Origin of the sequence: Aquimarina macrocephali JAMB N27, from assembly GCF_000520995.1 — a bacterium.
Taxonomy (GTDB): domain Bacteria; phylum Bacteroidota; class Bacteroidia; order Flavobacteriales; family Flavobacteriaceae; genus Aquimarina; species Aquimarina macrocephali.
Genome location: NZ_JACA01000005.1, coordinates 139,717 through 152,490 on the forward strand (window position 1 = coordinate 139,717; position 12,774 = coordinate 152,490).

At 32.5% G+C, this 12,774-nt stretch carries 11 protein-coding genes; 3 read left to right on the top strand and 8 right to left on the bottom strand.

The genetic code is table 11. The annotated features are described in order from the left end of the window. Positions 1-85 precede the first annotated feature (85 nt). Entirely contained in the window at positions 86-1,402 is a 1,317-nt protein-coding gene (locus Z054_RS0105775; RefSeq protein WP_024769133.1) for a sodium:solute symporter family protein, read from the bottom strand. 7 nt (positions 1,403-1,409) lie between these two features. Then, positions 1,410-3,581, bottom strand: coding sequence for an endonuclease MutS2 (locus Z054_RS0105780; RefSeq protein ID WP_024769134.1), 2,172 nt, complete (start codon positions 3,579-3,581; stop codon positions 1,410-1,412). A gap of 88 nt (positions 3,582-3,669) precedes the next feature. Here Z054_RS0105780 and Z054_RS0105785 point away from each other — a divergent pair, with 88 nt between their 5' ends. Next, positions 3,670-4,335: a uracil-DNA glycosylase gene (locus Z054_RS0105785; RefSeq protein WP_024769135.1), complete on the top strand. Its 666-nt coding sequence runs from the start codon at positions 3,670-3,672 to the stop codon at positions 4,333-4,335. 6 nt (positions 4,336-4,341) lie between these two features. Here the strand turns inward: Z054_RS0105785 and Z054_RS0105790 are convergent, their stop codons facing one another. From Z054_RS0105790 to Z054_RS0105820, 6 genes are all read right to left on the bottom strand, one after another. Continuing rightward, positions 4,342-4,527: a hypothetical protein gene (locus Z054_RS0105790; protein ID WP_024769136.1), complete on the bottom strand. Its 186-nt coding sequence runs from the start codon at positions 4,525-4,527 to the stop codon at positions 4,342-4,344. Positions 4,528-4,827: 300 nt separating this feature from the next. After that, positions 4,828-5,679 (bottom strand): substrate-binding domain-containing protein, encoded by an 852-nt coding sequence (locus Z054_RS0105795; RefSeq protein WP_024769137.1) that lies wholly within the window; start codon positions 5,677-5,679, stop codon positions 4,828-4,830. A 384-nt stretch (positions 5,680-6,063) separates the two neighbouring features. Continuing rightward, the gene (locus tag Z054_RS0105805; protein ID WP_024769138.1) at positions 6,064-6,942 is read right to left on the bottom strand and encodes a nucleoside phosphorylase; all 879 of its coding nucleotides are present in this window, start codon (positions 6,940-6,942) and stop codon (positions 6,064-6,066) included. A gap of 1 nt (position 6,943) precedes the next feature. After that, positions 6,944-7,882 (bottom strand): DUF1835 domain-containing protein, encoded by a 939-nt coding sequence (locus Z054_RS0105810; protein ID WP_024769139.1) that lies wholly within the window; start codon positions 7,880-7,882, stop codon positions 6,944-6,946. Positions 7,883-7,897: 15 nt separating this feature from the next. Further along, the gene (locus tag Z054_RS0105815) at positions 7,898-8,227 is read right to left on the bottom strand and encodes a translation initiation factor (RefSeq protein ID WP_024769140.1); all 330 of its coding nucleotides are present in this window, start codon (positions 8,225-8,227) and stop codon (positions 7,898-7,900) included. A gap of 8 nt (positions 8,228-8,235) precedes the next feature. Further along, positions 8,236-9,186 (bottom strand): isopenicillin N synthase family dioxygenase, encoded by a 951-nt coding sequence (locus Z054_RS0105820; RefSeq protein WP_024769141.1) that lies wholly within the window; start codon positions 9,184-9,186, stop codon positions 8,236-8,238. Positions 9,187-9,442: 256 nt separating this feature from the next. Here Z054_RS0105820 and Z054_RS0105825 point away from each other — a divergent pair, with 256 nt between their 5' ends. After that, positions 9,443-11,449: an alpha-ketoacid dehydrogenase subunit alpha/beta gene (locus Z054_RS0105825; protein ID WP_024769142.1), complete on the top strand. Its 2,007-nt coding sequence runs from the start codon at positions 9,443-9,445 to the stop codon at positions 11,447-11,449. A gap of 314 nt (positions 11,450-11,763) precedes the next feature. After that, positions 11,764-12,762, top strand: coding sequence for an SDR family oxidoreductase (locus Z054_RS0105830; RefSeq protein WP_024769143.1), 999 nt, complete (start codon positions 11,764-11,766; stop codon positions 12,760-12,762). Positions 12,763-12,774: the final 12 nt, after the last annotated feature.

The following is a 12,774-nucleotide window of genomic DNA, read 5'->3' on the forward strand; positions in this document are numbered from 1 at the left end:
GATAAAATTCTCAGAATTGTGGTTTAAGGATACTTTAACAGGAAGTCCTGTATCAATTATCTTTCGGACACATAACTTTATAAAGTTATATTTCTTTTTGACTTTTGGATCTATAAACTAACCCTAGTAATGATCCTAAAAGTACGGTAATGGCAATGGTAGGAGTAGGACCAAAGGCTAGTATACCGGTTATTAACCCTAAAATACCTCCTAATGCACTTGCGATAAATCGCCCGCTATTTCTTTTTTGCTGGATAGCATAGATCATCGCTACTGAAAGTGTCATTCGCAATGCAGCCCCTACAATGGTAATATCTACAATACTTCTCCAAAATAAGGCAACTATAAAAGCAACAATAACAGTCATAATAGTAGCATATCGTAAAGATTTTACTTTTTGTTCTTTTTTAGTATTAGATACAATATGAGAAGCCACTGCAAAAATAGAAGTATCTGCAGTACTCATTAAACCAGCAAAAAAAAGTACAAGTAAAAGTGGTAGCCATGATTGTGTTATAAAGTTTTGCATGGCATAAACGAATACAGTATCGGGATCTATATTGGGATTTTGAATATAGGTATATAGTCCGATTAAAAGCAATAGGAAAACGATACCTAAGACAGGAATAATGGCAAGACTCAATCCTCTCTTTAAGGATTTTTCATCTTTAGCGGCATAACAAAGCTGATATCGATCTGCTAACCCAAAAACAGATAACCCTCCGTAAAGAACTAAACCTATAATGCTACCTATAGTTACATTTTGACCTGTAGAACTGCTAAGAATAGTACCAAAATCCTTAACATCAAACATTCCGTAAATTAATATACAGAGAAATACGATTATAATTACTGCCTGAAAAACATCGGTAACGATTACAGCTTTAAAACCAGAAAATAATACATACACCATAACTACCATTGCTGTAATTAGTAATGCGGTTTCATAAGGCAGAATTTCGAAAAATGCAATGATCTTTGCACCACCTGCCAGGGATAGTAATATCCAGAAAAACTGAACTACTATGGTTATAACGTTGGTAATGATACCAGTGTTTTTGTTACTCGTAACAAAAGCGGGTAGGTCTCCTTGTGTATAGAATTTACCTTGTGTGGATAATCTTTTTATTTTAGGCGCAGCCCAAAATGCAAATAAAAAATAACCAACTACTGATCCTATAGACATGGCAAAAAGCCCCCAGCCAAATTTATATGCATAACCCGTATATGTAATTAGAGTACTCACTCCAATTGCACCTGCGAATTTAGAGAATAAAATGGCATAAGCACTTTTATTTCTCCCTCCGATAAGGAAATCTTCACTTGATGATGATCTGGATATATATATCGATAAACCAATAATTAAGATAATATAAGTACTTAAGTAAAGATAGATTTCCATTCAGAGCTTATTTTTTTCTTTCTACAAATTCTAATTGATCAATGCTTACATTAGTAGTAAAAATTCCATAATTAACAATAGCTTTTCCTTTTTCTAAAGTATCTATAGTGCCTATAGATCTTCCATCAATCATTCGTACTCGATCACCAATTTTTAAAGTCACTTTTGGTTTTGCTGCTTCGATTTTTTCTTCTTTCTTTTTCTCCTCCTTTTTCTTTTTACGAATAACCTGTACTTTTTCGATAACTTCTTTTACGACTTTTTCCTCTTTGGCTTTTTCTACTTTTCGTTGCTTTACACTCTGTTTTTTTCGTTTAGAGTTTTCTACTTCAACGATTTTTATAAATTCATTGATTAACTCTCTTTTTTTCTTATTGTTAAAGTATTTTTCACTAAGATCATCGATTTTTTGCCCCAGATAGATCATTCTTTGATTACCATCATATAACTCCTGATAGCTTTCCAACTTACGTTGAATACGCTGGTTGGTCTTCTCTAGGCGATCTTTTTCTTCCTCTGCTTTTTGTTCTTTGGTTTTGAGTCCAGCCGTAGTTTTTTGTAATTTGGATCTCTCTTTTTGAAGATTGGCAATACTTTTATCAAAACGAATCTTCCCTCGTTCTACCTTTTTCTTTGCTTTATTGATAAGACTATAAGGGATTCCATTTTTTTGAGCTACTTCAAAAGTAAAAGAGCTTCCTGCTTCACCTAAGTGTAATTTAAATAGAGGTTCTAATGTTTTTGAATCGAATAACATATTTGCATTACTCATATCCGGTAACTCATTAGCCAGCATTTTTAAATTGGCATAATGTGTTGTAATAATCCCGAAAGATCCTCTTTCATAGAAAACCTCCAGGAAAGCTTCGGCTAGTGCTCCACCAAGTTCTGGATCACTACCTGTTCCAAACTCATCAATTAGAAATAGCGTTTTGTTATTACATTTTCGTAAGAAATAATTCATGTTCTTCAAACGATAACTGTATGTACTTAGATGATTTTCTATAGATTGATTGTCCCCAATATCAGTAAGAATAACGTCAAATAAACACATTCTACTGTATTCGTGTACAGGAATGAGCATCCCGCTTTGTAACATTATTTGTAGTAGACCTATAGTTTTTAAAGTAATACTTTTCCCTCCGGCATTGGGGCCAGAAATAACAATGATTTGATTATTCTCATTTAATGTTATGGTTTGAGGGAAGGTTTTCTCTCCTTTTATTCTATTGGTATGATATAGTAATGGGTGATATGCATCTTTAAGTGTTAGCTCTCTATCTGTAGTGATTTTTGGTAATACTGCGTTAAGTTGGCCTGCATATTTTGATTTAGCAGAAACAACATCTATATCACTTAAGTATTCTTGATAGTGCTCTAATAGCTCAGTAAATGGTCGTAATTTATTAGTTAGTTCTTTCAGTATTTTTACGATTTCTTCTCGTTCTTCATATTGAAGATTACTAAGTTCACGACTATATTGTAAAGTGGCCTCGGGTTCTATATAAACAATACTTCCGGTTTTAGAATTCCCCATGATGGCACCTTTTACTTTACGCCGATACATGGCAGTTACCGCTAGAACTCTTCGATTATCTACTACACTTTCTTTAATTTCATCTAGATATCCCAGGCTATTATATCGAGATAAGTCTTTTCCAAAGCTTCCATTTAGTTTCCCTTGCACACTATGAATATCTTTTCGAAGACGTTGTAATACAGGAGAAGCATTGTCTTTAACCTCTCCGAACTTATCAATCACGATTTCGATTAGATTAATAATTTCTTTAGTAAATACCACTCTCGAAGATGTTTGATAGAGCGTGGGGTATAGCTCTGCATTTTTCCTGAAAAAATATAGCAAATCATTAGCAGTAGTACTAATAGAAACCAATCGTTTTAAATTTAAAGCTTCTAAAAATGTATTTTCAATATTTAATAATTGAATTTCTTTATTAATACTATCGAATCCATGATTGGGTATACGAGTATCATTTAATAATGAAGATTTATATTCGAATACTTCTTGTAGGGCAATATGAAGTTGCTCTTCAGTATCGAAAGGAACAATTTGTAATGCTTTCAATTTACCAAAATCTGTACTACACTGTTCTGCAACATGTTTCTGCACAGTATCAAATTCTAGGTCGTCTAGTGTTTTTTTAGAAATACGAATCATACTTTTTTTTACCCTATTTTTGGGTTATATTCGATCAGTTTTAGAACAGGGCAAAAGTACACAATTGCTATAATTTTTTGACATCTATATGAATGTAAATATTGAACCCTCTTGGAATCAGCAACTTGAGGAAGAATTTGACAAGCCATATTTTGGTTCATTAGCGGGTTTTGTGAAAACAGAATATAAAAATAACACATGTTACCCAAATGGAAGTGAGATATTTTCTGCTTTTGATCATTGTAGTTTTGATAATGTTAAAGTGGTTGTGATTGGTCAGGATCCTTATCATGGAGTAGGGCAGGCGAACGGTTTGTGCTTCTCTGTTAATGATGGTATTAGTATGCCTCCTTCACTGATTAATATTTTTAAAGAGATTGAAGCAGATTTAGAACTACCATATCCGTCAAATGGAAATTTAGAACGTTGGGCAAAACAGGGAGTTTTATTATTGAATGCTACCTTAACCGTTAGAGCACATCAGGCTGGATCTCATCAAAATAAAGGTTGGGAGCAATTTACCGATGCTGTTATTCAAACTATATCTGATAAAAAAAAGAATGTTGTTTTCTTGTTATGGGGTGGTTATGCTAAGAAAAAAGGAACTAAGATAGACAGATCAAAACACCATGTTTTAACTAGTGGGCATCCTTCTCCATTAAGTGCTAATAGAGGATACTGGTTTGGAAATAAGCATTTTAGTAAGACCAATTCATATTTGCTTGAAACCAATCAAACTGAAATAAGTTGGTAAATATACTTATGCCGCGTTAGGTATTTCAGAAGATTTCGACTTATCATCTGAAGACTGGTTAGATACCGAGTTAATCTGAACTTTTTGTGTTCTTGATTTCTTTTTATCTGTATCAACAGATTGCGTACTTAATTTAAGCAGAATAAAATTGAAGATAATAAGACTTGCGAGTATTATTAAAAAAGTTACCATAATTGATTTGTTAGTTAATTATTAGATGCAATTAACCTTATAAGGTTGCGTATGCGCTAATAATTAGTTCATTTCATTGGGGGTAGGCCCGGCAAATGTACAATTTTTTTTATTTGTATAGATGCTTGCTTTATAGATATTTAAGAATTAATTATTTGCTAAGGGTTTATTCTTTGCATTTTGTATATTATATTTTTAATCTTAATTTTTAAAATATCCTTTATGTAGTAACGTTTTATTTTAAGATATCCCTACCCTTTATTTTTACTTTTTTTATTTAGATATGAATATATGTAGACCTTAGATGTCATAAATTAATTTTTCGGGAGCTATTTTTTTGTTAATGATTTGTAAATTGAATAAGTAATCCTGAACCTCAACAAGTGTTTTCTTTTCGATAAGAGATTGGCTCCATTCTGTATGTTGTAACCATTTCTGTATATCTTCTAATTGCTGATCATATCTATAAGACAGAGTTCTGTCTATACTTGGGATATGCTTAAAATCTGTAGTGGTAGTATTTATAGTATCCAGAATTGCCTTTATTTCTTCTTTTTTGGTATTAAGTACCTCTTCCCTAACGGCTATCACAAAACAAGGCCAGGGAGTAGGGCAATCTATAACTCGCCTAAAAGTCCCATTATCAACCAATGGTTTTGTAGTAAAATGTTCCCACATAAAATAATCAGCTTTTCCATTAGTTAATGCTTCAACTGCTCCATCCAGATTTTTTACAACTTCAAATTGTAGATGGGAGGTATCCCACTTTTGGTTTTGAGCATTTACATATGCCATTAAATGCGAACCTGATCCATACCTGCTAATAGCAGCTTTTGTATTCTGAAGTTCAGAAAGATGGGTGTATTTAGAATGAACACTTACATGAATTCCCCATATAAGAGGTGTTTGGATATATGTTTGTACAATTTTACTAGGATTACCAGCTATAATATCTTTTACAATACCCTCGGTAAGGATTATTGCCATATCGATATCTTTGTTTCTTAGAGCTTCACACATGGCTCCTGTACCACCAGGATATTCTGTCCATTCTAATTGTATATTGTTTTTTAGATAGCTTCCGTCTTCAATAGTTAAATGCCAGGGTAGATTGAAGTGCTCAGGAACACCACCTATTTTTATAGTATGCATGCTATCTGAAATTAATAAATGTGTATTTCATCGATTATTTATGTTTTTTAACGATAAAAACAAATGGTTTTTATATATTTGAACTATTACTATTTTAAAGAAATTTATATTTAAAAAGTTTTAACCCCAAATAAAAACAATATTGCTATGAAAAAGAATTTTTTAAAAAATAAAAATACATATGTAAAGGTTGCGAAGTTAAAAAATAATTCTCTTGAGAATGGCATCGTAGTCTTTATTGCAGTATTGTTGCTTACTAATTTATTAATTAGTCTTAAAATATTATTTGGCTAATACATTTTAGAAGTATCTAATTATTAACCAAATAATAAAAAAAGAATGAGGACCTACTACTCATTCTTTTTTATTTTACAAACAAACTATTCATAGACGATAACTTGCTATTTTATCTAAAGTATATTTAATAAGTTTATCTACAGTTTCTTTTGGATTTTGACTAAACTCTCCAGTAGCACGATTAGCCACAATTGCATTCATAGATACAGCTTTGTGTCCTAATAGTTTTGCCATTCCGTACATACCGGCAGTTTCCATTTCTAAATTTGTTATTTTTTTATTCTCATAAGTAAAAGAAGCTATTTTTGTATTGAGCTCATTATCTTGTAGTGATAATCTTAAAATTCTTCCTTGTGGACCATAAAAACCAACATTGGTCAATGTATGACCTTTTGCTACAGTACTACTTAGCATATGTTCTCCCAGGCTTTTATCATAGGTTACTGTATAGGGCATTGATTTATTTTGATTTAGGTTTAAATGTTTTGCCAGAGCTATTGAGATTTCGGGTAATTGCACATGATCACTTTTATAGAAATGTAAAAGGCTATCAAAACCAGTCGCAATTTCTGAAACCACAAAACTATCAATAGGAATATCTGGTTGTATTGATCCAGAAGTTCCTATACGAACAATTTGTAACGTAGTGTGTTCTGTTTTGTTTTCACGAGTAATAAGATCAATATTTACTAAGGCGTCTAGTTCATTAAATACAATATCTATATTATCGGTACCAATACCTGTAGAAATTACAGTGATTCTATGTCCTTTATAAGTCCCTGTTTGTGTATGAAACTCTCGTTTACGAATTTTATATTCGATAGTATCGAAATATTGTGTTATCTGTTCAACACGATCAGGATCCCCAACAGTTATTATATTCTGGGAGAGATGTTCTGGTTTAAGATTTAGGTGGTAAATACTACCATCTTCATTAAGAATAAGTTCTGATTCGGCTATAGCCATATTATAGTTTTAACAGTGTGTGTGTTTCATTATTATACAAGTAATCGTATTTTTTGACACCTCCATAATACCAATCTAATATTTGTGTATTATAAAAGTTTTTTTTGTGTTGTAATGCTAGTTTTCCTCTCTCGGACAGTAAAAGTCTATCTTTTGTTTGATCCAAAAACTGAAAAAGTCTAGCAAGAACACGTTTCATTTGCATGTCGCCATATCCATAATATCCTTGATACTCCAGAGCATATCCCATAAGTTGTTTAATATTTTTGATGTGGTAATTATTTACCATTTCCAGAATATTATGTTCTAAAATATTAAGTCCCGTTAGCATATTAGGAAAACGTTGTAAATGTGCTCTTAAGCATATAGACATATACTCAAAAGAAGAATCTCTCTTAATTTGCCCTGCAATTTTTTGAGGCTTTGATTCGCAGTATAAGGTCCAGATATGAGAAGCAAATTCAAGATCATCTGTTGTTAATAAAACTTTGTTTTTATAATGTTCTTTTAATTGATTGTCAGATAATTCACAAAGTCCAAATAGTTTTTTCTCATGCTCAATTCTACCACTACAAACCAAATAAACGGGGATGTCTTTAATACCTTTACGAAGTAATAAACTAATAGCTGCAATCATATTAATATGACAGAATAAATCATATTCGAACCATAATATGATTTCGATATAGTTAGTAAGATTATCTATTTTCTTGAGTTGTGAAACAAATTTTTCTTCATAATCAGAAGAATCGATTCTGTAGTATTTTTTTAGAAAAGCTTCTCGCTTTTTAATAGAATCTTCTGCTTCTACTTCAATTTCTGTAGGCCCTTCGCAAAGCATTTCGCGCCAGGTCATAAATTCTCCGGTAACAAGATCTAACTCTTTCATTCTTTGGGTTAGACTATCCCCATTCGTAATATGTAATATGTTTTTCCCCAAAATATCTATTGATTATTATCCTCCAACACGTTTTACTTTAAATCCTTTTTCTTTAAGAATTTCCATAATTTGATTTCTATAATCACCTTGTATAATTATAGCATCATTTTTAAAACTTCCACCAACACTTAAGCGAGTTTTTAATTCTTTAGCAAGTTTTTTAAAATCTTCATCTGCACCAGTGTACCCCTCTAATATAGTGATGGGTTTTCCTTTTCGTTTTTCATATTTACAAAGTATAGGATCATCCTGCATCCATATTTGATCTTGGTGATCTTGCACATTTTCTTCCTCTTCTGGTTGGTGATCAGGAAATAAATTTTTTAATTGATCTTGTAAATCCATAAAGAAATCTATTTTTTTATTAATCCAATTTCTACAAGTCTTTGATGCAAGAATTCTCCAGCCGTAATATCCTCATAGTGTTTTGGATTATCCTTGGTAACACACTCTTCTAGGCAATTTAACTTCATATCACTTCTAGGGTGCATAAAGAAAGGAATAGAATATCTTGGTTTTCCCCATTGATCTTTAGGAGGATTTACTACTCGATGTATTGTAGATCGAAGTTTATTATTGGTGTGTCGTTCTAGCATATCTCCAACATTAATAACTAGTTCGTCCTCTTTTGGAAGAGCATCAATCCATTGTCCGTCTCTATGTTGTACTTGTAGTCCTCCTGTAGAAGCTCCCATTAATAACGTAATCAGATTGATATCTCCATGTGCACCAGCTCTCACAGCTCCTTTAGGTTCTTCTTTAATAGGAGGATAGTGGATAGGGCGCAAGATACTATTACCATTGCTTGCCCAATGATCAAAATAATGCTCATCAAGACCTATGTATATAGCTAATGCTCTAAGTACATATATCCCTGTCTTTTCTAGCATTTTATAAGCTTCCATTCCTGTAGCATTAAAGTCTTTCAACTCATTGACAATAACATTATCAGGATATTCTTCAATTAATTTAGCATCTGTATCTGGTTCTTGTCCAAAATGCCAAAACTCTTTAAGATCTCCTTCTTTTTTACCTTTGGCATGTTCCTTCCCAAAAGAGGTATACCCTCTTTGTCCACCTAATCCTTCAATTTCATATTTTTCTTTAGTATCTGTTGGTAACGCAAAAAAATCTTTAATTTCCTGATATAAGTTTTCTACAAGTTTGTCACTTAAAAAATGATTTTTCAATGCGACAAAACCTATTTCTTCATAGGCTTTTCCTATTTCGTTGACAAATTTTTGTTTTCGCGAAGGGTCTTTTGATAAAAAATCAGCCAAATCTACGCTTGGTATATTATTCATTAGTCTATTCTTTGTGTATTAGTAGCACTAAAATAGGTGTATTTGACCAAAAACTCCTAATAGCACTTCAAATTTATTTATTGTTGTAAAATATCGGTCAAATTTGTTAATTAAGAACGTATAAACCTTAATTCATGGTAAATTTAACTAATTCGTAGAATTGTTTAGGGTAAATTAACAACTACTTAATAATATTATAATTGCGATGCGAGTTGTGAAGTAAAAATAAGTATTTTTACTTCACAAATTTTCTGCTATGAAGCACATTTCAAAGGAAAAAATAGAACTACATTTTGACCGAAAAAAATACAAAGATGATCAGCTGATCTCATTATATCTCAAAATGCTTAAACCAAGGCTTATTGAAGAGAAAATGCTTGTGTTGTTAAGACAAGGAAAAATATCTAAATGGTTTAGTGGTATAGGGCAGGAAGCAATATCTATAGGTGTAACAGCTGCTTTAGAAAGCGAAGAATATATATTGCCAATGCATCGCAATTTAGGAGTGTTTACAACGCGAGAAATTCCTCTATACCGATTGTTTAGTCAATGGCAAGGAAAAGCAAATGGGTTTACCAAAGGACGAGATCGTTCTTTTCACTTCGGAACACAGGATTATAATATTGTTGGTATGATTTCTCACTTGGGCCCACAGATGGGAATAGCGTGTGGTATTGCTATGGGAAATCTCTTAAAAAAGAACAATAAAGTTACTGCAGTATTTACAGGAGAAGGAGGAACCAGCGAAGGAGATTTTCATGAAGCACTTAATGTTGCTTCGGTATGGAACTTACCTGTATTGTTCTGTATAGAAAATAATGGTTATGGATTATCTACTCCAACCAGCGAGCAATATAATTGTAAACATCTGGCGGATCGTGGTTTGGGATATGGTATGGAATCTCATATTATTGATGGAAATAACATATTAGAAGTATATGATAAGGTTAGTAATTTAGCTAATAGTATAAGGAATAATCCACGACCGGTTTTATTAGAATTTAAAACTTTCAGAATGCGAGGGCATGAAGAAGCAAGTGGAACCAAATATGTGCCTAAGGAATTAATGGAGCGTTGGAGTGTTAAAGATCCTATAGAAAACTATAAGAACTACCTGATTGATCAGGGACTAATTTCTGTAGAAGATGATCTTGAAAAAAAATCCACTATAAAAACTGAAATAGAAACCAATTGGGAGCGTGCAAATACAGAAGAAGCGATTGATGTTAATTTGGATAAAGAGTTAAATGATGTGTACACATCATTTGATTATCAGGAAATAAAACCTGATACCAATACAAAAGAACTAAGGTTGATTGATGCAATCTCTGATGGTTTAAAAGAAAGTATGCACCGATATGATAAGCTTGTGATCATGGGGCAGGATATAGCAGAATACGGTGGAGTTTTTAAAATAACAGATGGTTTTTTAGAAGCATTTGGAAAAGAACGAGTACGCAATACTCCAATTTGTGAATCAGGAATTGTCTCAGCTGGATATGGTCTGTCTATTAATAATTATAAGGCTGTTGTCGAAATGCAATTTGCTGATTTTGTGTCTTCAGGATTTAATCCAATTGTTAATCTGTTGGCAAAATCAAATTATCGATGGAGCCAATCTGCAGATGTTGTAATTAGAATGCCATGTGGTGCAGGTGTCGCGGCAGGCCCGTTTCATAGCCAGACTAATGAAGCATGGTTTACCAAAACACCAGGACTTAAAGTTGTATATCCAGCGTTTCCGTATGATGCAAAAGGCTTGTTGACTACTGCAATAGAAGATCCTAATCCAGTGTTGTTTTTTGAACATAAAGCACTGTATAGAAGTATTCGTCAAGAAGTTCCTGAAGGGTATTATAATTTGCCATTGGGTAAAGCTTCTATGTTAAAAGAAGGAAAAGATATTACTATCATAAGTTATGGCGCGGGTGTGCATTGGGCATTGGATGTGTTAGAAAAACATACACAGATCAATGCGGATCTTATTGACTTAAGAACACTGCAACCTTTGGATACAGATGCTATATATCAATCAGTGAAAAAAACCGGCAAAGTTATTATTTTGCAAGAAGATTCCCTTTTTGGAGGTATAGCTTCGGATATTTCGGCATTAATTATGGAAAATTGCTTCACATTTCTTGATGCACCGGTAAAACGAGTAGCAAGTTTACAAACTCCAATTCCATTTGATACTAACCTAGAAACCCAATATTTAGGTAAAAACAGATTTGAAGAAGAATTGTTATTGCTATTAGAATTCTAGTTTTAATACAAGTTGTATTAATCAATAGATACTGTACATAATCTTACATTTATTTTTTTTTAACACATTGTAAAATTTTAGTTGCTAAAATTTTACAATGTGTTTTGTTTTTAAAATACTGATATTCAGTGAGTTATTGATAATTATTGTGCTAATTAGAGGTTTTTAAGGTTAACAAAATATTATAAATTTTAAATAGGGGTAAAATCCCCTTTAACATATGTTGTATGTTCTATAAGTAAATCTTAATTTCGCGCTGACTAAGCAAAAGCATAGTCTTTTGGACTAAAAAACAGGGGGTTAAAATATAATTCATGAATGCGAAACAACTAGAACATCTTCGTTCTTCAAAAATACTAGTGACTGGTGCAGCAGGGTTTATAGGGTCTAATCTTTGCGAAACACTTTTAGAAATTGGAAGTACTGTGATCGGATTGGACAATTTTGCAACGGGACACCAAAAAAATATCGATCCACTTCTAAAGAATTCTAACTTTACTTTTATTGAAGCAGATATTAGAAATCTTGATGATTGCCATAAAGCATGTAATTCGGTTGATTTTGTATTACATCAAGCTGCATTAGGCTCGGTGCCACGGTCAATCAATGATCCTATTACTACTAATGACGTTAATGTTGGAGGATTTCTTAATATGCTGGTAGCCTCTAGAGATGCAGGAGTAAAACGTTTTATCTACGCCGCAAGCTCTTCGACATACGGCGATTCTGAAGCTTTACCAAAAGTAGAAGAAAATATAGGTAAACCATTATCACCATACGCTATAACCAAATACGTTAACGAATTGTATGCTGATAATTTTAAAAGGACATATGATTTAGATACAGTTGGGTTACGATACTTTAATGTATTTGGTCGCAAGCAAGATCCTAATGGAGCATATGCTGCTGTTATTCCAAAATTTGTAATGCAGTTTATGAAATATGAATCCCCGGTAATTAATGGAGATGGCTTATTCTCAAGAGATTTCACTTATATTGATAATGTAATCCAAATGAACTTATTGGCGATTGTTTCTGATAATCAAGAAGCAATAAATAACGTCTATAATACAGCTTACGGAGAGAGAACAACACTAAACGAATTAACGGTTTTATTAAAAGAATACTTATCTACATATGATGCTGCTATTGCAGATGTAGATATTGTGTATGGACCAGAACGTAAGGGTGATATACCGCATTCTTTAGCGTCTGTTGATAAAGCAAAAACACTTTTGGGGTACGCTCCAAAATTTGATATTAAATCGGGATTAGAAGAAGCAGTAAAGTGGTACTGGAAGCATCTAAAATAGACTCTAAATTTC

Coding starts and splice junctions, on each gene's coding strand:
- Z054_RS0105815 (WP_024769140.1), bottom strand. CDS start 8,227: ATGGATTTACAAGATCAATTAAAAAATTTATTTCCTGATCACCAACCA.
- Z054_RS0105825 (WP_024769142.1), top strand. CDS start 9,443: ATGAAGCACATTTCAAAGGAAAAAATAGAACTACATTTTGACCGAAAA.
- Z054_RS0105820 (WP_024769141.1), bottom strand. CDS start 9,186: ATGAATAATATACCAAGCGTAGATTTGGCTGATTTTTTATCAAAAGAC.
- Z054_RS0105780 (WP_024769134.1), bottom strand. CDS start 3,581: ATGATTCGTATTTCTAAAAAAACACTAGACGACCTAGAATTTGATACT.
- Z054_RS0105795 (WP_024769137.1), bottom strand. CDS start 5,679: ATGCATACTATAAAAATAGGTGGTGTTCCTGAGCACTTCAATCTACCC.
- Z054_RS0105790 (WP_024769136.1), bottom strand. CDS start 4,527: ATGGTAACTTTTTTAATAATACTCGCAAGTCTTATTATCTTCAATTTT.
- Z054_RS0105830 (WP_024769143.1), top strand. CDS start 11,764: ATGAATGCGAAACAACTAGAACATCTTCGTTCTTCAAAAATACTAGTG.
- Z054_RS0105805 (WP_024769138.1), bottom strand. CDS start 6,942: ATGGCTATAGCCGAATCAGAACTTATTCTTAATGAAGATGGTAGTATT.
- Z054_RS0105785 (WP_024769135.1), top strand. CDS start 3,670: ATGAATGTAAATATTGAACCCTCTTGGAATCAGCAACTTGAGGAAGAA.
- Z054_RS0105775 (WP_024769133.1), bottom strand. CDS start 1,402: ATGGAAATCTATCTTTACTTAAGTACTTATATTATCTTAATTATTGGT.